Annotated in this window: 28 protein-coding genes; 11 read left to right on the forward strand and 17 right to left on the reverse strand. The window is 52.3% G+C overall.

The genetic code is table 11. The features are described from left to right. Positions 1-114: 114 nt before the first annotated feature. The gene (locus tag KNP64_RS09840; protein WP_034780985.1) at positions 115-648 is read right to left on the reverse strand and encodes a YceI family protein; all 534 of its coding nucleotides are present in this window, start codon (positions 646-648) and stop codon (positions 115-117) included. Positions 649-869: 221 nt separating this feature from the next. Here KNP64_RS09840 and exaC point away from each other — a divergent pair, with 221 nt between their 5' ends. The 3 genes from exaC (at position 870) to KNP64_RS09855 (ending at position 3620) form a co-directional block, all read left to right on the forward strand. After that, on the forward strand, positions 870-2390 hold the full coding sequence (gene exaC / locus KNP64_RS09845; RefSeq protein ID WP_214793297.1) for an acetaldehyde dehydrogenase ExaC: 1521 nt from the start codon (positions 870-872) through the stop codon (positions 2388-2390). A 1-nt stretch (position 2391) separates the two neighbouring features. Then, a complete protein-coding gene (locus KNP64_RS09850; RefSeq protein ID WP_214793294.1) occupies positions 2392-2751 on the forward strand; it encodes a DUF779 domain-containing protein in 360 nt (119 codons plus the stop codon). Between the two features lie 149 nt (positions 2752-2900). Continuing rightward, complete coding sequence (locus KNP64_RS09855; RefSeq protein WP_214793291.1) at positions 2901-3620, forward strand: nuclease-related domain-containing protein; 720 nt, start codon at positions 2901-2903, stop codon at positions 3618-3620. A gap of 49 nt (positions 3621-3669) precedes the next feature. Here KNP64_RS09855 and KNP64_RS09860 read toward each other — a convergent pair whose 3' ends face one another. The 12 genes from KNP64_RS09860 to recX all read right to left on the reverse strand — a co-directional run bounded on the left by KNP64_RS09860 (position 3670) and on the right by recX (position 16613). Then, positions 3670-4740 (reverse strand): ABC transporter substrate-binding protein, encoded by a 1071-nt coding sequence (locus KNP64_RS09860; protein WP_214793288.1) that lies wholly within the window; start codon positions 4738-4740, stop codon positions 3670-3672. Beyond that, complete coding sequence (locus KNP64_RS09865; protein WP_034780992.1) at positions 4737-5537, reverse strand: ABC transporter permease; 801 nt, start codon at positions 5535-5537, stop codon at positions 4737-4739. The genes KNP64_RS09860 and KNP64_RS09865 overlap by 4 nt, the downstream gene beginning before the upstream one ends. Further along, positions 5534-6355 carry an ABC transporter permease gene (locus KNP64_RS09870; protein ID WP_034780994.1) on the reverse strand — a complete coding sequence of 274 codons (822 nt, stop codon included), beginning with the start codon at positions 6353-6355 and terminating at the stop codon, positions 5534-5536. Before KNP64_RS09870 ends, KNP64_RS09865 begins: the two co-directional genes overlap by 4 nt. Further along, a complete protein-coding gene (locus KNP64_RS09875) occupies positions 6342-7448 on the reverse strand; it encodes an ABC transporter ATP-binding protein (protein ID WP_214793285.1) in 1107 nt (368 codons plus the stop codon). Before KNP64_RS09875 ends, KNP64_RS09870 begins: the two co-directional genes overlap by 14 nt. A gap of 13 nt (positions 7449-7461) precedes the next feature. Continuing rightward, positions 7462-8001, reverse strand: coding sequence for a helix-turn-helix domain-containing protein (locus tag KNP64_RS09880; protein ID WP_214793282.1), 540 nt, complete (start codon positions 7999-8001; stop codon positions 7462-7464). 164 nt (positions 8002-8165) lie between these two features. Then, a complete protein-coding gene (locus tag KNP64_RS09885; RefSeq protein ID WP_214754143.1) occupies positions 8166-8435 on the reverse strand; it encodes a YfhJ family protein in 270 nt (89 codons plus the stop codon). Continuing rightward, on the reverse strand, positions 8432-8746 hold the full coding sequence (locus tag KNP64_RS09890) for a YfhH family protein (protein ID WP_214793279.1): 315 nt from the start codon (positions 8744-8746) through the stop codon (positions 8432-8434). The genes KNP64_RS09885 and KNP64_RS09890 overlap by 4 nt, the downstream gene beginning before the upstream one ends. 70 nt (positions 8747-8816) lie before the next feature. Continuing rightward, entirely contained in the window at positions 8817-9995 is a 1179-nt protein-coding gene (locus tag KNP64_RS09895) for an RtcB family protein (protein WP_214793277.1), read from the reverse strand. A 9-nt stretch (positions 9996-10004) separates the two neighbouring features. Continuing rightward, a complete protein-coding gene (locus KNP64_RS09900; RefSeq protein WP_214793274.1) occupies positions 10005-12050 on the reverse strand; it encodes an ABC transporter ATP-binding protein in 2046 nt (681 codons plus the stop codon). 22 nt (positions 12051-12072) lie between these two features. Continuing rightward, positions 12073-13797 (reverse strand): ABC transporter ATP-binding protein, encoded by a 1725-nt coding sequence (locus tag KNP64_RS09905; protein ID WP_214793271.1) that lies wholly within the window; start codon positions 13795-13797, stop codon positions 12073-12075. A 316-nt stretch (positions 13798-14113) separates the two neighbouring features. Next, a complete protein-coding gene (locus KNP64_RS09910) occupies positions 14114-15751 on the reverse strand; it encodes an L-lactate permease (RefSeq protein ID WP_214764197.1) in 1638 nt (545 codons plus the stop codon). 49 nt (positions 15752-15800) lie between these two features. Beyond that, positions 15801-16613: a recombination regulator RecX gene (gene recX, locus KNP64_RS09915; RefSeq protein ID WP_214764198.1), complete on the reverse strand. Its 813-nt coding sequence runs from the start codon at positions 16611-16613 to the stop codon at positions 15801-15803. Positions 16614-16771: 158 nt separating this feature from the next. On the opposite strand from recX, the gene KNP64_RS09920 reads away from it, so the two are divergent. The 5 genes from KNP64_RS09920 to KNP64_RS09940 all read left to right on the forward strand — a co-directional run bounded on the left by KNP64_RS09920 (position 16772) and on the right by KNP64_RS09940 (position 21854). Next, positions 16772-17680 (forward strand): TIGR01777 family oxidoreductase, encoded by a 909-nt coding sequence (locus tag KNP64_RS09920; protein ID WP_214793268.1) that lies wholly within the window; start codon positions 16772-16774, stop codon positions 17678-17680. Positions 17681-17693: 13 nt separating this feature from the next. Then, positions 17694-18845, forward strand: coding sequence for an amidohydrolase (locus KNP64_RS09925; RefSeq protein ID WP_214793267.1), 1152 nt, complete (start codon positions 17694-17696; stop codon positions 18843-18845). A gap of 201 nt (positions 18846-19046) precedes the next feature. Continuing rightward, on the forward strand, positions 19047-19613 hold the full coding sequence (locus KNP64_RS09930) for a GNAT family N-acetyltransferase (protein WP_021067763.1): 567 nt from the start codon (positions 19047-19049) through the stop codon (positions 19611-19613). Positions 19614-19782: 169 nt separating this feature from the next. Next, on the forward strand, positions 19783-20472 hold the full coding sequence (locus KNP64_RS09935; RefSeq protein WP_021067764.1) for a response regulator transcription factor: 690 nt from the start codon (positions 19783-19785) through the stop codon (positions 20470-20472). After that, positions 20469-21854, forward strand: coding sequence for a sensor histidine kinase (locus KNP64_RS09940; protein ID WP_128123765.1), 1386 nt, complete (start codon positions 20469-20471; stop codon positions 21852-21854). Before KNP64_RS09935 ends, KNP64_RS09940 begins: the two co-directional genes overlap by 4 nt. Before the next feature lie 24 nt (positions 21855-21878). Here the strand turns inward: KNP64_RS09940 and KNP64_RS09945 are convergent, their stop codons facing one another. Beyond that, positions 21879-22166: a hypothetical protein gene (locus KNP64_RS09945; RefSeq protein WP_034781013.1), complete on the reverse strand. Its 288-nt coding sequence runs from the start codon at positions 22164-22166 to the stop codon at positions 21879-21881. A gap of 127 nt (positions 22167-22293) precedes the next feature. Here KNP64_RS09945 and KNP64_RS09950 point away from each other — a divergent pair, with 127 nt between their 5' ends. Continuing rightward, entirely contained in the window at positions 22294-22503 is a 210-nt protein-coding gene (locus KNP64_RS09950; RefSeq protein ID WP_214793264.1) for a hypothetical protein, read from the forward strand. 31 nt (positions 22504-22534) lie between these two features. Here the strand turns inward: KNP64_RS09950 and cdd are convergent, their stop codons facing one another. From cdd to KNP64_RS09965, 3 genes are all read right to left on the reverse strand, one after another. After that, the gene (gene cdd / locus KNP64_RS09955; RefSeq protein ID WP_214793261.1) at positions 22535-22942 is read right to left on the reverse strand and encodes a cytidine deaminase; all 408 of its coding nucleotides are present in this window, start codon (positions 22940-22942) and stop codon (positions 22535-22537) included. Between the two features lie 95 nt (positions 22943-23037). Beyond that, entirely contained in the window at positions 23038-24414 is a 1377-nt protein-coding gene (gene rlmD, locus KNP64_RS09960; RefSeq protein WP_214793258.1) for a 23S rRNA (uracil(1939)-C(5))-methyltransferase RlmD, read from the reverse strand. Next, positions 24411-24620 carry a hypothetical protein gene (locus KNP64_RS09965; RefSeq protein WP_016510454.1) on the reverse strand — a complete coding sequence of 70 codons (210 nt, stop codon included), beginning with the start codon at positions 24618-24620 and terminating at the stop codon, positions 24411-24413. Before KNP64_RS09965 ends, rlmD begins: the two co-directional genes overlap by 4 nt. A gap of 85 nt (positions 24621-24705) precedes the next feature. Between KNP64_RS09965 and yfkAB the strand changes: the two genes are divergently transcribed. Beyond that, a complete protein-coding gene (yfkAB, locus tag KNP64_RS09970) occupies positions 24706-25812 on the forward strand; it encodes a radical SAM/CxCxxxxC motif protein YfkAB (protein WP_214793255.1) in 1107 nt (368 codons plus the stop codon). Positions 25813-25865: 53 nt separating this feature from the next. Beyond that, positions 25866-26060 carry a hypothetical protein gene (locus KNP64_RS09975; RefSeq protein ID WP_021067771.1) on the forward strand — a complete coding sequence of 65 codons (195 nt, stop codon included), beginning with the start codon at positions 25866-25868 and terminating at the stop codon, positions 26058-26060. Positions 26061-26090: the final 30 nt, after the last annotated feature.

Below are 26090 nucleotides of genomic sequence, written 5' to 3' on the forward strand. Positions count from 1 at the left end.
GCGGCTCCCTGCTTGCCCCCAGAAAAGCGAGCTGTGCCCGGTCGGGCAAATAAAAAAGACTGCAGACAATGTTTTGTCTACAGTCTGAAAGTCGCTCGCGAGAGCGACTTTTTTTTATGCCTCCGACTCCGTGAACTGGAGCTCAAAGTCAAACTTCACTTTTTTATCGACGAGGACGCCGCCCGCTTCAAGCGCCTGGTTCCACGTCAATCCGTAATCTTCCCGGTTGATCGACCCGTCACCGGTGAAGGCGTGCTTCATGTTGCCCCATGGATCTTTCGCGCTTCCCTCATATTCGACTTCGAACGTCTCTTCCCGGGTCGTCCCGCGAATTGTCAAATTCCCGGTCAGTTCGAATTCACCGCCGCCTTTTGAGCGGAACGATGTTGACTCGAACACGATGTCCTCGTGTTGCTCCACATCGAAGAAGTCTCCGGACCGTAAATGGTTGTCGCGATCGCTGTTATTCGTATCGATCGATGCCGCCTTGATCGTCACGTTCACGCGGGCGTTCGCGAGATCGTCCGGTTGTCCGTTCGCTTCGACGTGAAAATCTTTGAACTCCCCTTTTACTTTCGAGATCATCATATGCTTGACCGTAAATGTAATCGAACTGTGTGCCGGGTCGACTTGATATGTTTTTGCCATTATTACGTCCACTCCTTCGATTTAAAATTGATACTAATATGATGTTTACCACAAATCTTGACTTCAAAACATTACCTGCTAAATGTGACAAATTATTGTCAAAAAATTTTGACTTTTATCACATCCTCCCGTTACGATGGAAAAAGGGAACAGTTGGCTTACAGTAAAATGTAAGCGCATACATAAGGTCCTTACACTTTACGGAAAAGGGAGGAACGACCATGATTTATGAAGTCCCAAACTCGACAGGCACGAAAGTTCACTTTAAAGACCGCTATGAAAACTACATCAACGGAAAGTGGACCGCGCCTGCAGGGGGAGAATATTTTGAGAACACCTCTCCGGTAAATGGTAAAGTTTTATGCGAAGTCGCCCGCTCGACGAAAGAAGATATCGAGCTCGCCTTGGATTCTGCCCATGCCGCCAAAGACTCCTGGGGCAAAACGTCGGTCACCGAACGCTCTGTCATTTTAAATAAGATCGCCGATCGTATGGAAGCGAACCTCGAAATGCTCGCATACGCTGAGACGTGGGAGAACGGGAAAGCCGTCCGTGAGACGCTCAACGCCGACCTTCCGCTCGCCATCGATCACTTCCGCTATTTTGCGGGCGTCATCCGGTCACAGGAAGGCGGCATCAGTGAACTCGACAACGACACGGTCGCTTATCATTTCAATGAACCGCTCGGTGTCGTCGCCCAAATCATCCCATGGAACTTCCCGATTTTGATGGCGGTCTGGAAAGTCGCGCCGGCCCTTGCTGCCGGAAACTGTATCGTGTTGAAACCAGCTGAACAGACGCCTGCTTCCATCATGGTGCTCATGGAATTGATTGAAGACTTGCTCCCGCCAGGCGTGTTGAATATCGTCAACGGGTTCGGACTCGAGGCCGGCAAACCGCTCGCGTCGAGCGACCGCGTCGATAAGGTCGCGTTCACGGGTGAGACGACGACAGGTCGACTCATCATGCAGTATGCCTCACAAAACATCATCCCGGTCACGCTCGAACTCGGCGGCAAATCGCCGAACATCTTCTTTGCCGACATCATGGACGCCGATGATGATTTCTTTGACAAGTCGATCGAAGGACTCGTCATGTTCGCCTTGAACCAAGGCGAGGTATGCACGTGCCCATCACGCGCGCTCATCCACGAGTCGATTTATGAGCCATTCATGGAACGCGTCCTCGAACGGGTCAAAGCGATCAAACTCGGAAATCCGCTCGACCCTGACGTCATGATGGGTGCCCAAGCCTCAAATGAGCAGATGGAAAAAATCTTGTCGTATTTGGAGATTGGAAAGTCGGAAGGCGCGGAGTGCCTCATCGGCGGTGAACGCAACATGATGGACGGCGAACTCGCTGACGGTTATTATGTGCAGCCGACCATCTTCAAAGGCCATAACAAGATGCGTATCTTCCAAGAAGAGATTTTCGGACCGGTCTTGTCGGTGACGACGTTCAAGGACGATGCCGAGGCGCTCGCCATCGCGAATGACACGTTATATGGACTCGGTGCCGGCGTTTGGACGCGTGACATGAATCGGGCTTACCGGTTCGGTCGCGAGATTCAAGCCGGTCGCGTCTGGATCAACTGCTATCACCAATATCCGGCCCATGCCGCGTTCGGCGGATACAAGATGTCTGGGATTGGCCGTGAGAACCATAAGATGATGCTCAACCATTATCAACGGACGAAAAACATGCTCGTCAGCTATAGCGAACAAAAACTCGGGTTCTTCTGAGATGGTGAATCGCGTCGAGGCCACCCCCGCCACGCTCGCGCTCCTCGAACAGCTGAAACGAAAACATGGACCGCTCTTGTTTCACCAGTCGGGCGGTTGTTGTGACGGGAGCTCCCCGATGTGTTTCCCCCAAGATGAGTTCATGATCGGGGATCATGACGTCCTGCTCGGTGAGATTGGTGGGTGTCCGTTCTATATGCACGAGAAGCAATACGATTATTGGAAACACACCCAGCTCATCATCGACGTCGTCGAGGGCCGGGGCGGCATGTTCTCGGTCGAGGGCGTGGAAGGAAAACGATTTTTAAGTCGTTCCCGCGTGTTCACGGACGAAGAACGGGCCGAGTTGCATCAAAGCTGAATGTAGAAGACCAGTCATCTCGATGGCAGGTCTTTTTTCAATCAATAGACATCTTTTTCTTAAAATCACATTTCCAATTATCCCCAAAAATCAACCTAAAAATCGGCTCGATTCGATATAGTAAAGAGAGACACGAAAGGAGGCAGCCCATGTCCGAGCTTCTAACGAGCACGTTCAACGGAATGTTGATTTCATTGGTCAGTCTATTCGGTCCTTTGTTCCTGGTGATGAGCGGTATGTTGTATACGAAGGTCAAGCGCTATAAACGGAGCCGCTATTACGCCCAGACCGGACACAGCTATTTCAAAGTCGTTCAAGACACCGGCTTATACGGCGAGTATTTATGTGTCGCCGCCATCGAGGAGCGCGTCCCGAATCCCTTCATCTTGACGAATCTATATTTGCCCCATCCAAAGAATCGAGAGCGTACGACTGAAATCGATGTGGTGTTCATCAACCAGAGTGGTGTCCACGTGATTGAGTCAAAAAATTATAGCGGCTGGATTTTTGGACATGAACAAGAACGGCACTGGACGCAGTCGATGCCGAATCGAAAGAAGTTCCGCTTTTTCAATCCGATTAAACAAAACGAGTTGCATATGAAAGCGATGGAACAAAAGCTTGCTGTGGAGCGGAGTCTGCTCCACTCTTGGATCGTCTTCAGCGACCGGTCGACCTTGAAACGCATCGACGTGGCGGACGTTCCCGTCTTGAACCGGAAGACATGGAAACAGCAGATTGCCTTGCCAGGCGAGGCCCGGTTGACGTTGGCGGAACAGACGGCCATCTACGAGCAGCTGCTCCAATTCGCATCTGCGGACGAAGCCGTCAGGGAGGCCCATATCGCTGCCAAGCAACGGGTGACGTGATTCCCCGCCCCATCCAAAAAAGTCCCGCTCACGGTGAGCGGGACTCCTTTTATTTACTTTGCATTTTAAAGCGCAAGTAGAGTTCGTTGTAGTACGCGTTCATGCGCTTGCCTAAGTTCTCATACACTTCGAGCTCATCTGTCACTTCTTTTGACGGATAAAAACGTTCGTCTGACGTCACTTCTTCATCTAAGAATTCAAGTGCCGCTTCGTTCGGTGTCGAATATCCGACATAGTCGGTATTGCGGGCCGCGATTTCCGCGTCAAGCATGAAGTCGATGAACTGGTGCGCGCCTTCGACGTTTTTCGATGTGTTCGGGATGACGAGGTTGTCGAACCAGAGATTCGTCCCTTCTTCCGGGATCACGTACGTCAACTCTTCGTTCTCGTACATGATTTCGGAGGCGTCACCTGACCAGACGACGGCCGCGGCCGCTTCGCGATTGGCCATGAGCATCTTGATTTCATCGCCGACGATCGCTTTGATGTTCGGCCAGAGCGTCTCGAGCTTTTTCTCCGCCTCGAGCAACTCGTCTTTGTCCGTCGTGTTGAGCGAGTAACCGAGCGAGTTCAGACCGAAGCCCATCACCTCACGAGTCCCGTCTGCGAGCAAGATGTCATTCTCGAGCGGCATGTCCCATAGGTCGTTCCATGACGTAATCTCACCGTCGACGAGCTCAGGGTTGTACACGATACCGACCGTTCCCCAGAAGTAAGGGACCGAGTACGTGTTACCCGGATCGAACGACTTGTCGAGGAAACGTGGGTCAATGTTATCGAAGTTCTCGAGCTTGTCATAATCGATTGGCAGGAGCAGGTCCTCTTCGATCATTTTACTGATGGCGTAATCCGACGGGACCGCAATGTCGAACGCCGTACCGCCTTGCTCGATTTTCGTGAGCATCGCCTCGTTCGAGTCGAACGTCTGATAGATGACTTTCAAGCCCGTCTCTTCCTCGAACTCGCCAATCAAGTCTTCATCGATATAATCGCCCCAGTTGTAGACGACGAGCGTGTTATCGCCGCCGAACCCTTGCGCCATATTGATTTGATACACCCAGAGCAAAAGGCCGAAACTGACGACGACCGGTACCGTCAACATGATGACCAATTTTTTCATCGTCTTACCTCCTTCGCTTTACCACCGCGTTGGGCAAGTACATAATACCCAAGGACGAGAATGAGTGTGAACAAGAACAAGATGGCTGACAAGGCGTTAATTTCGAGCGAGATACCTTGGCGAGCCCGTGAGTAGACTTCGACGGCAAGTGTCGTAAAGCCGTTGCCGGTCACGAAGAACGTGACGGCAAAGTCATCGAGCGAATACGTGAGCGCCGTGAAGAACCCGGCGAAGATGCCCGGTGTGATATACGGCAAGATGACTTTCGTCAACACGTCCCACGTGCTCGCGCCGAGGTCACGCGACGCATCGATGAGCGTCGGGCTCATCTCTTGCAGCTTCGGCAAGACCAAGATGACGACGATCGGCACCGAGAAAGCGATATGCGCCAATAGCACCGAGTAGAAACCGAGCTGAATCCCGAGCATCGTAAACAGGATGAGGAACGACGCCCCGATGATGACGTCCGGACTAACGATCAACACGTTGTTGAGCGATAAGAGCGACGTCTTCGTGAAGCGTTGCCGCGCCGTATAGATGGCGAGCGCGCCGATGACGCCGAGCACGGTCGAGATCGTCGCCGACAGCAGAGCGATGACGATCGTGTTCAAGACGATGACGAGCAGGCGTGTGTCGGTAAAGAGCGACTTGTACCAGTCGAGCGTGAAGCCTTCAAAGTTACTCATCGTCCCGCCACTGTTGAACGAGTAGACGACCAAGTAGATGATTGGTGCGTAGAGGATGAAGAACACCGCCATCAAATAGAGGTTGGCTAATTTAAATTTTTTCGGTTTCATCGACGCACCGCTCCTTTCGCGCCCCAGTCACGTGTGATGACCATGACGAGGACCATCGCCAAAATCAAGAACACGGCAATCGTCGAGCCCATGCCCCAGTTTTGCGTGACGAGGAATTGTTGTTCAATCGCCGTCCCGAGCGTGATGACTCGGTTTCCGGCGATGAGTCGGGTGATCATGAACAGTGACAATGCCGGGATAAAGACGATTTGAATCCCTGACTTCACGCCGTCGAGCGTGAGCGGGAAGATGACCCGGCGGAATGTCGTCCAGTTCGAGGCCCCGAGGTCACGCGACGCATAGACGAGCGACGGCGGGAGCTTTTCAATGGCGTTATAAATCGGCAAGATCATGAATGGGATGAAGATGTACACCGACACGAACACGAAACTAAAATCCGTGAACAAAATCTGTTGTGTCCCGATGCCAATCGCCTCTAAAAATTGGTTCGTGATGCCATACGTCCCGAAGATGCCGAGGAATGCATAGGCTTTAAGCAATAAGTTGATCCATGATGGCAAAATGATGAGCAAAAGCCAAAGTTGCTTATGCTTTGTCTTCGTCAATAAATAGGCGGTCGGATACCCGATCAACAGCGAGAAGAACGTGATCAAGAACGCATACCAGAAGGAAGACAACGTCATCGTCAAATACGTCGACGTGAAGAACATCTGATAGTTCTCTAAACTCAAGTTCCCTTCGATATCAAAAAACGAGTAGTAGACGACGAGCAGGAGCGGCGCGATGACGAACAGCGCGATCCATAACCAATAGGTCGTCAAATAGACCGTCTTCGCGGTTTGACTAGTTTGATTCATGAGTGACCTCCTCATAGGACTCGAGACGACGGTCGAACTCTTCCTCCGTCTCCCCTAAGCGCATGACGTGAATCGCCTCGTCATCGAACGTGAGGCCGATTTTTGAGCCGACGACCGATTTTTTCGTTGAATGGACGAGCCATTCGTTCCCTTCTTGGTCATAGCAGCAAATCTCATAGTGGACGCCGCGGAACAGTTGCGAGTCGACGTCGACGACCAGTTTCGCCGAGTCGACCGACGTCATCTCCAAATCTTCCGGACGGATGATGACTTCGACTTTTTCATTGCGATCAAACCCTTGGTCGACACAATCGAACGTCTTCCCGGCGAACGTGACAATGTTATCTTCTGGCATGACGCCCGGTACGATATTCGACTCTCCGATAAAATCAGCGACGAAACGGTTGATCGGCTCGTCGTAAATGTCGGTCGGTGTCCCGCTTTGGACGATCTTTCCGTTATTCATGACGAAAATCTCATCCGACATGGCGAGCGCTTCTTCTTGGTCGTGCGTGACAAAGATGAACGTGATGCCGAGACGCTGTTGCAATTCACGAAGCTCATATTGCATCTCGGTCCGGAGCTTCAAATCGAGCGCCGAGAGCGGCTCATCGAGCAAGATGACTTCCGGTTCGTTGACGATGGCACGGGCGATGGCGACACGCTGTCGTTGCCCGCCTGACATCTCATCGATTTCACGTGACTCGTACCCTTTCAAGTTAACGAATTTGAGCGCCTGTTCGACTTTCGTCTTCACGTCCGCTTCTTTCATCTTTTTGATGCGCAGACCGAATGCGACATTCTCGAACACGTTCAAGTGCGGGAAGAGCGCATAGTCTTGAAACACAGTGTTCACTTGACGTTTGTTCGCTGGGACGTCGTTAATGCGCTTCCCGTTGAACTGGATATCGCCTTCTGTCGCATCCGTGAAACCTGCGATCAGACGCAAAATCGTCGTCTTCCCACAGCCAGACGGTCCGAGCAACGTGTAGAACTTCCCTTTCTTAATCTCGAAGCTGATGTTTTCTAAGACGACGGTGTCATCGTAACGCTTCGACACATTGTCAAAGCGAATAATCGTTTCTGGGTTCATTTCAGTTCCTCCCTTATAAATATGAATGGGTCGCGACGATTAAACATTCACTCTCGCCGTCATAGTCGTTGACGAGTTGATGCGAATCGGAGGCGACATAATATAACGTTTCTCCGGCTTTTGCGAAGTATGTGTGGTGGCCGAGCTTGAGAGCGACCCGCCCTGACAGGACGTAGACGAACGTCTCCGAACGGGAAGGCTCGTAACGCTTGAATTCCCCATGTTTGGAGAACGTCAGCAAAATCGGTTCCATCTCTTTTTCGTTCGATTCCGGGATGAGCCATTCAGTCCGATATTTCCGTTCCTCGTCGACGTAGACGGTCCGATCGTCCTCGGTATAGATCACTTTTTGATTCACATCTTCATCAAAAAATTCTTTCGGCGAACATCCGAGCACTTCCAACAAGTCGAATAGCGTCTCAAGCGAAGGTGAACTCAAATCACGCTCGATTTGAGAAATATAGCCTTTGCTCAAATCCGTGCGCTCGGCCAACTCTTCTTGCGTCAGCCCTTTCTTGACGCGGAGCCGCTTGATTTTTTGACCGACTTCCAAGTCACAATCCCTCCTTTCAGCTTTGATTCAAGTTTAGTGAAAGATGATTCCAACTAAAGAAAGTTTATAAATACTTAACTACAAAGCGAACTAATAGCGACCTTTATTATAACGGATTGTGTGCAGTTTGCAAGTAAAAAATCACGCCGATTTCCGGCGTGATTTTAATGGATGTCGCGCTGGGACATCAAATGTTTGAACTTCTCGTTTTTCGTTTGGAACAAGTGAAGCTGGGGCCCGTATGCATCGATCTGTTGGACGACGTATTGGAACGATTTCGCTTCCCCTGGATACGGTTCGCCGGCACGGGCGAGCGTCGTCTCAAAATCCTCCCACAACACTTCAACCCACGTCAACGCCTCGAGCTCGCTCAAGACATCGTTCTTCTGTTTCAAGATTTCGGCCAAGCGCTCGTATTGTTCGGTCCGGTTCATGCTTTCACCTCCGACAGCTCTGAGAGCGGAATCGCATGTTCAGCCGTCTCCCCTTCGAACGTCCCCCAGCCCATGACGCCGTTCACAAATTTCAATCGGAACGGACGGTCATTATAGTTGACGATGTACGTCGTCCCCGGCTTGAACGATTTCGGGTCAATCAAATAACTCTCGGCGATCGCGATGCGTCGCAAGACGACCTCGATTTCACTGACCATGCCCATCTGTTCGGCTTTCCGCTTCCGTTCATGGAGCGCTCGAATCTCTTGTTCGAGTTCATATTTCGATAAATCACTCAATCGTTTTTCCATTTCGCTCACCTCTCTTGTAGCGTATCAGATTTTTCGCGGAAAAGAAAAAGGCGAAACTGAATTCGCCCTTTCAGTTCGCCTTGAAGTTGTAGAGCGGTTTGATGACTTGATTGATGGTGACAGCCGGCTCGATATAACGGACGATTTCCTTCATCGACTTATAGACGAACGGTGACTCGTCAATCGTCGATGGTCGGACCGAAGTTGACCAGACATCCGCCATCGACTTTTTAAATTCGTTGAAGTCGACGCGTTTTCGCGCGGCCGAGCGCGACATGACGCGACCCGCACCGTGTGGACCCGAGTAGTTCCAATCCGGGTTGCCTTTCCCGGTACAAATGAGCGAGCCGTCGCGCATGTTCATCGGGATGATGACCCGCTCGCCGTTCCGCGCCGAGATGGCCCCTTTCCGAAGCATCATCGCGTCGTGGTCGATATAATTGTGGACCGTATCGAATTGATCGACGACGTTCCAGTTCATCGCCTCGACGATGACGTCGGTCATGGCGAGACGGTTGGCGGCCGCATACTGCTGTGCGATGCGCACGTCGTGCATATAATCTTCCATCGCTTCCCCTTCGACGTAGGCAAGGTCGCGGAATCGTTTCCGTACCTCACGCTCCGTCTCGAGATAGGCCGAGATGTCCTGCTGCCGCCCCGTTGCCTTCATCCGTTCAATCTCGTCTTGAATGTCGGTCGTCTTCATCATGTGTTCGACCGCCAACTGTTGATAATGATCGGCGATTTGGACACCGAGGTGGCGTGAGCCGGAATGAATGACGAGAAACGTGCGTCCGGCCTCGTCCCGGTTCACTTCGATGAAATGATTGCCCGAACCGAGCGTGCCGACCGAGCGGAGGGCCCGGTCCAGTTTATACGGTGCCCGCACGTCCTCGAGCGGGAGCTCGGAGGCGTAAGGGTGTTCCGCATCCCGGATGTTCATCCCACTCGGTACATATTGACGGATGACGTCGTCGAGCCGTTGAAAGTCGATGCGCTTTACCTTGATCTCCGTACAGAGCATGCCACACCCAAGGTCGACGCCGACGAGGTTCGGCACGACCTTGTCGTGAATCGTCATCGTCGTCCCGACGACCGATCCTTTGCCGGCATGCATGTCCGGCATGATTCGAATCGAGGCGCCTCGCGTGAACGGTTGATCGACAAGTGTTTGGATTTGGGCCCGCGTCGTATCGTCAATCCGTTCATTGAACACTTTGGCCCGGTTATGCTTTCCGATAATCTCCATAAGACCTCCTCAACTGATGGCTTGTTGTTTACTTTGCAACTCATGCATCCGGGCGTAGACCCCGCCATCAGCGATGAGTGATTGATGGTTGCCTCGCTCGATGATGTGACCGTGATCGAGGACGAGGATTTGGTCCGCTTCCCGTATCGTCGAGAGACGGTGCGCGATGACGAACGTCGTCCGCCCGTACGTGAGCGTCTTGAGCGCGTCTTGGATGAGCGCTTCTGTCTCCGAATCGACACTTGCCGTCGCCTCATCTAAGACAAGGATGGCTGGGTCGAAGACGAGGGCACGGGCGAAACTGATCAACTGGCGCTCTCCGCTCGAGAGCGAGGCGCCGCGTTCGATGACCGGCTCGTCTATTCCATGTGGCAACTGTTTGACGAATCGATCGGCTCCGACCGCCGTCAACGCTTGCCAAATCCGCTCGTCCGAGATCGTCTCGTCACCGAGCGTCACGTTCGTCCGAATCGAACCCGTGAACAAGAACGGGTCTTGGAGCACGATACCGAGATGGGCGCGTACGGCTTGCGTCGGCAGTTTCGTCACGTCCATGCCATCAATGTTGAGCGTTCCTTCTGACGGGTCATAAAAACGCATGAGCAGGTTCATGATCGAACTCTTGCCGCTGCCCGTATGACCGACGAGCGCCACCGTCTCACCCGGTGCCGCATGGATGTCGATGTGTTGAAGCACCGGTTTCCCGGCCTCATAGCTGAACGACACGTCCTCGAAGGCGACCTCGCCTTTAAAGCGTGCAATCCGTTCCGTGGACACGTCTTCCCCTTTCTCGTCGAGCAACTGGAACATCCGGTCTGCCGAGACGAGCGCTTGTTGGAGCGGGGACAGTTGGTTCATGATTTGTGTGACCGGCTCAAAGATCCGTGACACGTAATCGATATAGGCGTATAAAATCCCGAGCGTGAGCACGCTGCCCGTTCCAAGCGTCTGCGCACCGACGACCCAGATGAGTAAGGCGAGCGCCATGTTGCGGAAGAAGTTGACCAAGTTGTGCGACATGAGCGCATCCAGTTTGAGCAGTTTCCGTCTCGTTTGGAAGTTGTCGCTGTTTTTCTCGTTGAACTCGTCATAGACGAGATTTTCTTTGACGTACGACTGAATGATCGGCATCGTCTGGATGCTCTCATTCAATTGGGCGTTCATATCCGCGACGAGGGCACGGACACGGAAGTTGTTTCGGGTCGACAGGCGTTGGAACAGCTTAATCCAGACGATGACGACCGGGATGATGATGAGCGAGACGAGACCGAGGCGCACGTCCAAGAAGAACATGGCGATCAGGACACCGATCATCATGACGACGCTTTGGAAGACGCGTGCGAGCACGCCCAAATATAGGTCGCGAATCGTCTCAGTGTCATTCGTGACGCGGCTGACGATTTTCCCGATCGGTGTCTGGTCAAAGTAGCGGACCGGAATCGTCTGCAAATGTCGCATGACGTCGAGTCGCATCGTCTTGACAATCTTATGGGCCGATCGCTGGAGGAGCATCTGTTGCCCCCAGTTCAAACCCGCCGCGATGAGGAGCAAGACGACATACAGGCCGGACAACAACAGCACGGCCCGCAAATCCGTCTCATAGAAGCGGAAGACGTCGGTCGATGTGAGCGGCACGATATTGTCGTACGTCGCTGATTCCTCGCTCCGTGTGATGGTGAGGACGCCGTCTTCGACTTCACGTACCCCACCACTCATGACAGCGTCTGGGACGAGATAGTATCCGTCCGTCGTCTGAACGATCGAGACAGGTCGGACGACGGTCTCTCCGTCGAGCCGTGTCTCTTTTTCATAGGAGTTGCCGTCAAAGTCGACACTCCCGCCTGACTCGACTTGAACCCAATCGCGCTCGATGGCGACGATATGGTCGTCGATGATAATTTTGGCGATATACGGTCCGGCTAGTTCGGCCCCGACCGCTAAAAATAGTAAGGTCAAACCGAGGAAAATCGAGTGTCTCACTTGTTTGGCATAGCCGACGAGTGAACGGATCGTTTTTTTCCTGCGGACTGGATCTAATTCGTATTGATCGATCATGAGAGATTCCCCCTTTCCCGGATTACTCCGACTCTCCTTGTCGAACGTATTGTTCATAATACCAACCGCGTCGTTCCATCAGTTGGTCATGTGTGCCCCGCTCTGTGACGCGACCGTCTTGCAACACAAGAATCTGGTCGGCATGGGCGACAGCGGACAGGCGGTGCGCGACGATGAACGTCGTCTGTTCGGCCCGGCTCGTCCGGACCGAATCGATGATGCGTGCTTCCGTCTTGGCGTCGACCGCTGAAAGCGAATCGTCGAGCAAGAGGATCTCTGGGTCTTTCAAGAGAGCGCGGGCAATCGAGAGCCGTTGTTTCTGGCCACCCGAGAGCATGACCCCTTGTTCCCCGACGACCGTGTCGAGACCGTTCTCTAAATGCTCGATATCGGTATCGAACGCCGCAAGTCGAATCGCCGTTTCAAGGTCTTGTTCCGTCGCATCGTTTGAGCCGAACAAGATATTGTCACGGACCGTTTTCGAGAACAGCAAATGTTCTTGCGAGACGTAACCGCTCCAACCGCGCACGGTATCGAGTTTGATGTCGTGAATCGGGACCCCGTTGACGAGTAGCGAGTCATCGATCGGATACTCGCGGAGCATTTGACGCAATAGCGTCGTCTTCCCGGCCCCGGTCGGTCCGACGATGCCGATCGTCTCGCCACGCGACACGTGCAAGACGATGTTTTCAAGCGAGGCTCGGGTCGATCCTGGATATTGGAACGATAGTGATTTGAACGTGATTTTCTCCGGGACGCCGACTTCGACCGTGCCGGTCGAGACGACGTCCGGTGTCTCGTTCATCGTCGCCTCGATTCGTTCAAGGCTGGCCGTCCCCCGTTGCACGACGTTGATCAGTTCCCCGAACGCGTACATCGGCCAAATGAGCATCCCGAGATAGATGTTGAACGAGACGAGCTGTCCGAGTGTGATGTCGTTCGTGAACACGAGATACGTTCCGAACGACAAACCGATCAAATAGCTCAAGCCGACGAGCAGTTTAATGACCGGTTCGAACAAGACGTCGATTTTCGCGACGTGCATGTTTTTCGCCATCACGTCGTCGGTGATCGTGTCGAATTTCTTCGTGTCCGCCTCTTCTTGGACGAACGAACGGACGACCCGAAGGCCTGAAATCGATTCGACGACTTGGTCGTTCATCACGCCGAACGCGTCCTGTGCCGCTGTGAAGCGAGCATGGATTTGGCGTCCGAGCTTATTCATCGACCAGGCGAGAAGCGGCATCGGCAAGAGTGCGGCGAGTGTCAACTTCCAATCGATGAACACGCCCATGATTGTGAGGGCGATGAGCGTCATATTGAACGAGTCGACGAGCGTCATGACGCCGAACCCGGCCGTCCGTTCCACCGCCTTCAAATCGTTCGTCGCGAGCGCCATCAAATCCCCGGTGCGGTGCTGTTGATAAAAGCGCGGTGTCTGGCGGAGCAGGTGCCCGAAGAACCGGGCCCGTAATTTCTTCTCGAGCAGGAACGCCGTCCCAAACAGACGGGCAATCCATACATACGAGAGGACGTACGATAAAACCATAATGCTCAGCAATGACCCGACGATGAGAACGAGTCGCTCTGTCGTCAAGCTGCCTTCACGGATCGCATCAATCGCCTGCCCGATAATCCACGGCGGGAGCATATCGACGACCCCGGTGATAATCAACAAGATGATGGCGAAAATATACGTCCGCTTCTGTCTTTTAATAAACCAATCCAATTGTTTAATCAGTTTCATGACTGATTCCCCCTTTCGTCCTTTCCGTGCACGCAAAAAAAGCGCACGTCACCTGATTGTGCAACCAATCGGATGAAGTACGCTTCTGAGTCTTCAGTCTTTTGCATGGTCAGGGAAAGGACACTACCCCTATCCAGCTGCCAAATTACGCAGTCAAATACGAGTAGCCATATGATGTTGTGTGTGTGCGTTGTAGTGTTGGGATGTACTTCATCATGCTGGCTCCTCTCTGTTCATAGTTTGAAAATCTACTAAAACCTTAGCAGACTGTTCAGAAAATTGTCAATATTATTGTCGTAAATAATTTGTAACTTTTTTACAAGAAGAAGGTGGCGAGCATCAAGCCAACAAGACCTGTCGCCGTCACGTAGTAAATCATCGGCATGAGCGTATAGCGAATGATCGTTCCTTCTTTCCCAAGAAGACCTGCGACCGAGGCGACCGCGACGACGTTCAAGACACAAATCATGTTACCGGCGTTGGCTCCTGCCATCTGCATCGATAACGCGAGCGTCTCGTTCAAACCAACGGATTCGGCAACATTCGTCGTCAAACTTGAGAACATCATGTTTGAGAACGTGGCCGATCCGGAAACGAAGGCGCCGAGCGCCCCAATCCATGGTGCGACGAGCGGCCAGACACCGCCGAACGTATCGGCTGCAGCCGTGGCGAGTTCGACCGGCATCGAAGCCAGGCCAGCTCCACCATTTTCTGAGTGAATGAAGATTCGAACCATCGGCACTGACGCAGCGAGCGTGATGGCCGTCCCGACGACACCGAGCGTCGTCGCTTTAAAGACCGAAGTCACTTGTGACCAACTCATGTTGTGGAGGAAGAATGTCGCAATCATCGTCAAGATGAACATGAACCCTGGCGAATAGAACGGTTCCCACGACGTCGAGATTCCTTCGACCCCGATGATGTTTGGCAAGTCAATGCGGACACTGCGTGCCAATTCATTCAAGAATGGCACGGTCCGTGTCAACACGAGGAAAATCGTCAAAATCAAATATGGCGCCCACGCCTTCCACTGCGGAAGTTCACGTTTGCCTTTACCGACAGACGGCTTCTCAAGCGGCTGCTCGATCTCATCGGCATAACCGTCGAACGTCCACACCCGTTTTGGCATGAGGATCCCTTTGCGTGCCATTGTGACGAGGATGACGAGACCCGTCAACCCGCCGAGCATGCCCCCGAATTCAAATCCGAGGATGAGTGTCCAAATGTAGGCCGGGATACTGTAAACGAGTGCTGCGATAATGGCAATCGGGAACACTTCGAGCGCCGGCTTGATTGACTTCTCTTTGCTAAAGAATCGGGTCAGCATCAAAATCAAGATAAACGGAATCAACAAACCGACGAACATGTCGATGAGTACCGTCTGTAAGACGACGCTTGTCAAAAACTCGATCGTTTCCGGTTGATTGACGTCAAGCGACAGCCCGTTCCCAATTCCGATTAAAGCTGGTGTGCCGACCGCACCGAACGTGACCGCCGAGACGTCGGCCGATAAAGCGATGACGACCGCTGCAATCGGCGGGAAGCCGAGGGCGATCAACAGTGGCGCCGCAACCGTAGCTGGTGTCCCGAAGCCCGAAGCACCTTCGATGAATGAGACGAACAACCAGCCGACGATGAGCACTTGAATCCGGGGGTCCGGTGTGATGTTAACGAATCCAGAGCGAATCGCGTTCATACCGCCACCCTCTTTCATCGTATTCATCATCCCAATCGCACCGTACACAATCCAGACCGTCGTGACGGCGATCACGAGTCCTTGTAACGTCGCCGCCATAATCCGTGTCGCATCGAGTTGCCAGACGAAGAACGCCAGTCCTGCCGTCAATACGAGCGAGAGCGGCATCGCGACCGACGCCGGTAAACGCATAATGACCAATAATACGAGCACTGCCACAATCGGCATGAGTGCTGTAATCCATTCAAAAATCGTCAATGTAGACCCACCTTTTCAGATTTTTCCCCTACCGTAAATGAATCTCCCGTTATGACTCTTGTTCAGCGAGTCGATCTAAAGCCCGATCAATCACCTCATATGGAAAACCTTTGCGTCGAAGCTGCATCTTCATCCGCTGTTTCCGCTCATATGGGGCATATCCACTGAACTTCCGATTTAATTTTTCCGCCTGTGTCAAACAAGCCGAAAGTTCAACGTCCTCATCCTCGTTCTCCCAAAACGTGAGAATCGCCTCTGAAATGATATCAAACGTAAATCCCCTTTGCATTAGGGTTTGTTGAATTCTTTGTTGCACTTCTGTGGCAGAACGGCGATTTGTTTCCATTTGTTTCCGATTTACGAATTTTCCGGCCTTTTCAAGCTGGTCTTCGTGTGAAATTGCGCCGATGACTTCTTCAATGATGTCAGCGTCGATTCGGAGCTGGGTGAGTTCTCGTTTGATTTTGATCGGTCCGCTCGGACTCGTATTGAACTTCGTCTGGGTGTAGGCTTTGGCAAATTCAGCATCGTTCAAGTAGCGCTGTTCGATTAATCGCTCGATGACGCGCTTGATGGCTGCCTCATCTATCTCTTTCTTCACGAGGTAGTCACGCACCTCTGAAACGGCACGCATCCGGTACGATAAATAATTGACGGCCGCTTTATATGCTTTTTGTTCTTCTTCGGCTTGAAGGACGTCACGGACGAAGTCGTCTCCGAGCTCCATCCCTTTCGTCAATTCATATTTGATGAAGACGTCGAGGTCGATGGCGAACGCAAACTCCTCACGCCCGTCCTTCTCGACGTACACGTTGAGCCGGTCTTTATTTTTCTTCTGGGTCGTAAACTTGGCAATTTTCACGAAATCCCTCCATTTCCTGCTTCTAACATATCACGTTCCCCTTTCTAGCAGGATTTTTGATAAGTTAGAAGAAAGGGTATTCACAATACGAACGGTCCGCTTTCTTTATGGAACCCATACCCGTTTTGAAATCGCTTCAATATACTGGAGGGAGACTTATGAAAATTGCAATCACCGGCGGAACCGGACTAATCGGTCGCCCGCTCGTCCGCGCGCTCGCCGAGGCCGGACATCAAGTCGTCGTATTGACGCGCCGCCCGCGCCCGCGACAAGGAGGGATCTCGTTCGTTGAATGGTTAACGCCTGACAGCCATCCTGAGTTCGAGTTGCAAGACGTCGACGCCTTCATCCATTTGGCTGGCGCCTCCATCAACGATGGACGCTGGACACATAAACAGAAACAAGCCATTCTTCAAAGCCGAATCGACGGGACGAAAGAAGTCGTCCGCATCATTAAAAATATGAAACGCAAGCCGAGCGTCGTCATCAGCGGGTCCGCCATCGGGATATACGGTGAAGATCGATCCATCACGTATTCGGAAGCGACACCGCTCCCCGACCGGACCAACTTTTTAGGCAACGTCTGCGTGTTGTGGGAGAAAGAGGCTGCCCCGATCAAAGACATGGGAATTCGCCTCGTCACGATGCGGACCGGTGTCGTCTTATCGAATGACGGCGGTGCCTTCCCGCTCATGAAACTGCCGTACACGCTCGGTGTCGGAGGACGGCTCGGCTCAGGACAGCAATGGGTACCGTGGATTCATTTGGACGACCTCGTTCGCCTGTTTGTCCATATCATCGAGACGACTTCCATCGAAGGCCCCGTCAACGGCACGGCACCGACGCCCGTCACGATGAATGAGTTTGGAAAAACGCTCGGACGCGTGATGCATCGCCCGCATTGGGCACCTGCCCCAGCACCGCTCCTCAAGCTCGCGCTCGGAGAGAAGAGTGTCATCGTCCTTGAAGGGGCGAAAGTCGTCCCGACGAAAGCACTCAATCACGGTTTCCGCTTCCGTTACGAAACGTTAGAGCCCGCTTTGAAACAACTACTTCATTTGATTTGAAAGGAGCTAGCACGTGAGTAATTTGTTAATTCGTAACGCCCACATTTATCCAATCACTGCCCCACACTTTTACGGAGATTTGCGCGTCAAGGACGGCAAAATCATTGAAATGGCGGACTTGTTGGACCCGCTCGACGGAGAGACGGTCATCGAAGCCGAAGGCAACTTCTTGTTCCCCGGCTTCATCGATGCCCACACCCATCTCGGACTGTATGACGAAGGGACGGGTTCAGTCGGGAACGATGCGAACGAGACCGTCGAGGCGATGACGCCGCACGCACGGGCCATCGATGGCGTCTATCCGCTCGATGAGGGCTTCCGGGAAGCGCTCATGGCCGGGGTGACGGCCGTCCAAGTCATGCCTGGCAGTATGAACGTCATCGGCGGCGTGACGAGTGTCATCAAAACCCATGGCCGCTTCATCGAGGACATGGTGCTCCGCCGCTATGCCGGCCTGAAACTCGCGCTCGGCGAGAACCCGAAGCGCGTCCACAGCATGGGGAAATCCGGCGAGTTGACCCGCATGGGAATCATGGGCTTGTTACGTGAAGCGTTCCGGACCGTTGATTCGACAAAGACGATCGGCACGTTCGGTAGCCAGATGATTCAACTGGCGCTCGATCGCAAGATGCCGATTCGTGTCCACGCCCACCGCGCCGACGATATTTTATCGGTTGTCCGCTTCGCACAAGAGTTTGACCTCGATTATCGGATCGAGCACTGTACGGAAGGACATCTCGTCGCCGAAAAGTTGCGCGAACTCGGTGTCAAACATGTCACCGTCGGACCAACGTTCACACGGAAGTCGAAAATCGAGCTCCAAAACAAGACGTGGGAGACGTACCGAATCTTACATGAGCACGATATGATCGTCTCCATCACGACGGACCATCCTTATACGCCGGTTCAATATTTGAATTTGTGCGCCGGTCTTGCTGCCCGCGAAGGACTTCCCGTCGACGTCGCGCTCCGCGCCATCACGATTCATCCGGCTGAATCGCTCGGAGTAGACGACCGCATCGGCTCGCTCGAAATCGGCAAAGATGCCGACCTTGTCCTTTGGAGTCACTTCCCGCTCGACTACATGTCAAAGCCGATTATGACCATCGTCGATGGCCACATCGTTTACTCGACGAACCGATCGAAAACACATCATGAGATGTGAGTGAGGCCAGTCGTGAAAGCGCTCTTATTATTTTTTTGTGAAGTTGCATTTTATTTACTTGCTTTTTCAAAAAAACTATATAAAATAATCTTGTAACTTCATAAAAGGGAGCAGCCAAGGCAAGTTCGAACAACGAAGCCAGAAGTATGCTTTCGTTACAACTATTCTTCAGCGGTCTGAAATAGGAGGAGGAATGTAAAGGTGCTCAAATTTCGTGAGCTTACCGACTGCGCGGAGTTGTTCGAACTGATGCAACACCCAGATGTCTTTCCGTATGTCCGTCAAAAGACGGTCCACTTTGACGAGTTTTTATTTAGCACGAAGCAAATCATCGAGCTAGAAGAGCAAGGAAACATCATCTCACGTACCATCACGAACGAGTTTGGTACCCCGATTGGGACAATCAGCTTGTTCGACGTGGAATCGGGCTATGGATTCCTCGGGACGTGGCTTGGCAAACCGTATCACGGCAAAGGTTACAATCAAGTCGCGAAAGAAGCGTTCTTCTCTGAACTTTTCTTCGAGCTTGACATAGAAAGTGTATTTTTAAAAATCCGTCAATCGAATGAGCGTTCGATCGCGGCGGCTGAGAAACTACCGTACGCTTTCTGCGCTAACGAGATCCGGTCTGAACTATTGACTGAAATCAACCAAGGGGACGTCGAATATGTCTTGTATGAAGTGTCGAAGTCGAGTTTCCAACTCTACTTGCACTCACTCCATGCGCCTGAATTCGACCATACCTATGAAGCACAGCTCGAAGCGTAAGCCAATTCTGACAAAGAATTGGCTTTTTTGTGGCATTTTTGTGTGGATTTCATGAGGACAACTTTACGGCAATGAATATTTCTGTTCTAATTCGGAGAGATAGGTATGATAGAGGTATGAGGGAATTATCACACAGCCTCGTTAACCGTTTTGTAAAGGAGAATGCCCAATGTCAGAACCAACGTTTCGCATCTTAGTGACCGATGATGAAGAACAAATGCGGGATTTACTCGTTTCGAATTTAGAGAAGGAAGGATATGAGACCGTCACAGCCACGAACGGCCTCGAGGCAATCGACTTATTGAAAGAACAGTCGTTCCACCTCGTCCTGCTCGACGTGATGATGCCTGAACTCGACGGCCTCACGGCGTGCATGCGCATCCGCGAGTTCTCGAACGTCCCGATTATCATGCTCACGGCCCGGTCAGAAGAACTCGATCGCATCCATGGCTTGAAGATCGGCGCGGATGACTATATCACGAAGCCGTTCAGTCCGCGCGAGCTGCTTGCCCGCATCGAAGCAACGCTTCGTCGGACGCATAACTTCTCGAAAGAACAAGAAGCGACGTTCGATACCGGAGTCTTGTCCATCGATATCGATGGCCGTGCGGTCAGCGTGAAAGGCAAAACGGTCAACTTGACCCGCAAAGAGTTCGATTTGCTCTACTTGTTCATCACGAATGAAGAGAAAGTATTCTCACGTGAACAGTTGCTCGATCAAATTTGGGGCACCGAGTACCACGGTAACCTTCGGACGGTCGACACGCATATCAAGACGCTTCGCCTCAAGCTCGGTGAAGCAGGTGGCTACATTCAAACCGTCTGGGGGATCGGCTACAAGTTCGAGGCGACCGTATGAAGCAATACACGATCCGGAAGCGGATTTGGATCACCATCTGGACCGCTAGCCTCTTCTCCGCGTTCGTGTTCATCATCATGACGTTTTACTTATACGACAAGTTCTATATTCAGACGCAGGAAGAACTGCTCATCAACCGCGGAGAGAAGCTCGTCACCATCTACAAGGCGGACGGCTTCTCTGACGCGTTTTCGGACAGTATGACGTACACGAACGAACTGACCGAGACGAAAGTGTTCCTCTCGTCGGTCAGGGAAGACAGTCTCGGCTCAGGCAAGACGTTTTTACGGGAACAAGACCTCGCCAAACTGCAAGACGGCTACGCGATCTCCGTCACCCGTAAACACCCGACCGAGGATGTGGATATCCTGATGTCCGCCTTCCCGCTCATCCGGGACGGCGAGCTCGATAATGCGCTCATCCTATATATGGAGTTAAGTAAAATCAGTGAGCCGTTCCAACCGATTCGGCTTATGATCACGTTCTTGCTCATCTTGATGATCGTGAACTTGCTCATCTTCGGGACGCAAATTATCGATACGATCATTCAGCCACTCATACAAATGAAGCGAGCCTCGCAAGTATATGCCAAAGGCGACTTCTCGCACCGTATCCCAATTTATTACGATGATGAAATTGGCGAGCTCGCCGAGACGCTGAACCGGATGGCCGAGTCACTCGGTCTCGTCGAAGAGCAACGGAAAGAATTTTTGGCGAACGTCAGTCATGAATTGCGGACACCGTTGTCATATATTCGGGGCTATACGGAAATGCTCCAAGACCCGTCGCTCGACGAGAAAACGAAAAACCAATATTACGAAATCATCGAGAATGAGACAGAGCGCTTGCAACGGCTCGTCAACGACTTGCTCGACTTGGCCCAACTCGAACGCGACTCATATCCGATGACGAAAGAACCGGTCGTCTATTCGCAAGTGCTCGAAGATGTGTTGTACCGTTTCGAGCCGATTGCCGGGGCGAAAGGCGTCACAATCGAGACGGACCTCGATTTCGACTTGATTATTCTTGGGGACCACGACCGGCTCGAGCAAGTCGTTGGAAACTTGCTCGATAACGCCCTTCGCTACACCGAAGCCGGGAAATCGATCCATGTGAAGACATATGCGACCGCCGACAATGCCGTCACCGAGATTCGGGACGAAGGTCGGGGGATCCCGAAAGAGGATCTCGATCAATTGACGAAGCGATTTTACCGTGTCAATAAGTCACGCACACGCGAAGATGGCGGGACCGGGCTCGGCCTCGCCATCGCCAAACACATCATGGAACGCCACGGCGGCTCGATGCACTTCACTTCAGAAGTTGGCAACGGAACGACCGTCACGCTCACATTGCCGCTCTTGCCGGACAAAGACATATAAAAAAGACAGCCGCGGCTGTCTTTTTTATATGTCTTTGCCTTTATAGGCGTCATCTGATTCATTCATGAGACGTTCCCGCTCGGCGTGCGTCTGTGGATAACCATTCGCTTGCCACTCGGCCCGATAGTTCGAATCGAGTTGAGTGAGGCCTTCCTCCGCCTCATCCTTATCCGAATCGACACTTTCCATCTTGTCCATCTTGCTCCATGTATCGTCATCTCGGTCCTGAGTCAAGAGTGCCGCCACTTTTGGTGCGACGAGCGCGGCCCCAGCTACCCCGAGTACGATTCCCATCAATACTTTCTTATCCATCCGAATACCCCTCCTTAGTCACTATGTACGGATAATTCCACTGTTCTGCGAAATCGAAACCCATCTTCTAAAGCGTTTACACCCATTCAGGAAGTGGAATAACAGTCAAGACAAGGAGGCGATGAAGATGAAACAGTCAAAAGATACGTCCAAGCGACCGTTTGATAATCCGGATGCCGTCGATACCGACAAGGAGAGCATTTTCGACCAGGAAGGCATGGAGACCGTTGACCCGATTCCCGTGGAAGAATTGAACGAAAAAGTGAAAGATGAGAAACAGAAACGCCACTCGAAGGACGATTCGGTCAGCGAGAAGAAATATGACGGCAACAAATAAAGATGCGGACGAGTGCGTCCGCATCTTTATGTTACGTTAAATCTTTTGGAGAGAAGCCGTATGGTAGCATCTCTTCTTTTGTCATCACTTTCGTCTCTCCCGCCATGTTCGCGAGAATCAATGTAAAGTCGTCACTGGCAAACTCGGCGATGACTTGACGGCAAGCGCCGCATGGCGAGATTGGCCCGTCCGTGTCGCCGACGACGACGACGGTCTCGATTACCTTGCTGCCTTCCGATACCGCTTTGAAGATGGCAGTCCGTTCTGCACACATCGACAAGCCGTACGAAGCGTTCTCGACGTTGCAACCTGAGATTTCTTTGCCGGTCTCGTCGATGACGACGGCCCCGACGTTGAACTTCGAATACGGTGTATAGGCACGCGACCGTGCATCAATCGCTTTATGGACGAGATCGTTCACTTTTTCTTGTGGGATCATCTGATGTTCCTCCGCTTCTTAACGTTTATCAAAGAAGTCTGACATCTGAACTATAACGTGAAAACGCCATTCTTGCAAGCGTTTTCACAACCCCGTCAATACTTTTTCTTTTTCTTCTTCTCGAAGACGACAATTGACTCGACATGCGCCGTCTGCGGGAACATATCATACGGCTGGATATAGTTAATTTTATAGTCGGCTTTCATGAGTTGATCCGCGTCACGCGCGAGCGTCTGCGGGTTACACGACACGTAGACGATGCGTTTCGCTTTCGATGAAATCATCGCATTCAACAGTTGATGATCGACCCCTGTGCGCGGCGGGTCGACGACGATGACGTCTGGAATCCATCCGTCTTTCACCCAGCGCGGAATCCAATGTTCGGCCCGGCCTTCGACATAAGTCGCATGGCTGAAGCCGTTCTCACGCATGTGCGCGTTCGCATCTTCGACCGCTTCTGGGACGACTTCCATCCCACGGATCTCTTTTGCGTGCGGCGCGAGCCATAGCCCGATCGAACCGACACCGGCGTACGCATCGATGACGCGCTCTTCGCCCGTGAGTTTAGCCGCCTCGACGACTTCACGATACATGATTTCTGTCTGAGCCGGGTTGAGCTGGAAGAACGCGCGCGGTGACAAGTGGTAATGGACGTCATCGAGTTGCTCGTCCATCTTGTCTTGACCGGCGATATGGACCGTGCGGTAACCGAAGATGACGCCCGAACGGTTCGAGTTGATATTAATGTGGAACGACACGACGTTCGGCAACGCCATGATGCGGTCACTCAGTTCGTCCAAACGCGGGACATCCTCGTTCCCGACGACGAGCACGACTTGAACGTCATCCGTCTTATAGCCCGAGCGGACGATGACGGTACGGGCGAAACCGACGTCACGGCGCGCATCGTATACCGGGATGTCGAGCTCGTTCAAAATACGGACGATGGCGTTGTTAATGTTCGTCGTGTCGCGCTGCTGTACCATGCAGTGTTCGATTGGCACGAGCTCATTCGTGTTCGGTTTGTAGAGACCCGACACGATCTCGCCGCGGCGCGTCGAGAGCGGGAATTGTGACTTGTTGCGGTAATACCAAGGGTTGTCCATCCCTTTCGTCGCACGGATATCCGACTTGTCGACGTTCAATTTCGTCTTTTGACGGAAGGCGTTGCGGACGATTTCTTCTTTATAGTCCATCTGCAGGCGCGGACTCATATGTTGAATCTGGCAACCGCCACACTCGTCATAAATCGGACACGGCGGTTTGACCCGGTCCGGTGAATCATTATCGCGCTTGATGACGCGCGCCTCGGCGTAGTTCCGCTCGACGCGCGTAATTTCGACTTTCGCCTTCTCGCCTGGTAATAAGTTCGGAATGAAGATGACCATGCGATCAATCGTCGCGATGCCCTCTCCGTTAATGCCTAGCCGCTCGGCTTGGGCGCTAGTGTATTCTCCTACGATCAGTTTCAATGTGTTTCATCCTTTCGAGATACTTGTTCTAAATCTTTGGCGTAACGTACGACTTTCGCACGTAAGGAATCAATATCAGCTAACAATCGATGCAAATCCTCTGGCGTCGTGAATTCGTCCAACGTATTGACTGATAAGCACAGTAATTCCGTTCTCGATTTTAACACGTTCATTTTTCCTGCCGTATCTGTTCGTGATTTACCCATCTCGTGATCGCTCCTTTGGTTCGTGACAAAGAGTTGTTATTATAGCATACTATTTCGTGTGACTTGATGAAAAGGTGGAATTGATATGCAAAACATCTCGACAACGTTTGATCCGTGGGAAGCCTACCTCGATCAAACCGAGTTCGGTCGCCTCGTCCTTTCGAACGTCGAAGTGACGACGACCAAGCTATGCAACATGCGCTGCGAACATTGCGCGGTCGGCTATATGCTCGACCAGACGGAAGAGCCTGAAGTACCGCTCGACTTATTGATTTCGCGCCTTGATGAGATCGAGCATTTACGCGCGTTCTCAATCACGGGCGGCGAACCGATGCTATCGATGAAATCGGTGCGCAACTACGTCGTCCCGCTGTTGCGTTACGCCAAAGAGCGCGGGGCAAGGACCCAAATCAACTCGAACTTGACGCTCCCGCTCTCTCGCTACCATCTTATTACCCCTTACCTCGACGTTTTGCACATTTCGCATAACTGGGGGACGGACGCCGACTTCTTAGAGGGCGGTTTCGCGATGATGGATCGCAAACCGAGTGCCGAGGCACGGTTGAAGATGCTTCAGACGATGAAAGACAATGCCCGGGCGCTCACCTCCGAAGGCATCATCGTATCCGCCGAGACGATGATCAACAAACGGACGATCCCGCACTTGAAAGAAATCCATGAAGAGATCGTCGCACTCGGCTGTCAGCGTCACGAAGTTCACCCGATGTACCCCGCAGACTTTGCTAGCGCGCTCGAGTCGGCATCGCTTGCCGACACCCGTCAGGCGATTCATGACCTGCTCGATGTCCGGAACGAGAACGTCTGGATGTTATTCGGGACGTTGCCGTTTTATGCCTGCTCCGACGCACCAGAGGACCGCGCCTTGTTGAGACGACTCCACGAGGCGAAGAACGTAACCGTTCGGAACGACCCAGATGGCCGCTCACGCCTCAACACGAATATCTTCGATGGCCAGATTATCGTCACCGACTTCGGAGACGAGCTCGGCACGCTCGGCACACTGTATGATACCTCGTTCCAAGACGCGTATGAAGCGTGGACGAACAGCAGTCTGAACGCCACACTGTCATGCCACTGCCCCGCCGTCAAGTGTCTCGGACCGAACGCGCTCGTCAAGCAAGCGTATTACCCGGACGTGAACTTTCAAGAACGTGTCGCCGAGCCGTTTTAATTGTTTTGTTTCGGGAAATGTTCAGTATATAACCTGAATCGAGGTGTTTAAAGATGACAGCCATCTATGTATTCATGATCACCGTCATGGCCATCATCATTTTCGGTGGTGTGCTCAGCATCTTATTGACAGCCGCATTCGTTTCAGACAAAGTAGACCGTGATGAAGTATTCAGTCAAGGCAGTTGGGATGATGAACTCTTACACTTGAATCATGTACCTCAACCAATTGACGAACCAAAAAGCTGAGACCCTTCTCAGCTTTTTACTATTTGAGTA

This window comes from Exiguobacterium sp. s64 (genome assembly GCF_018618035.1).
GTDB classification, from domain to species: domain Bacteria; phylum Bacillota; class Bacilli; order Exiguobacteriales; family Exiguobacteriaceae; genus Exiguobacterium; species Exiguobacterium mexicanum_A.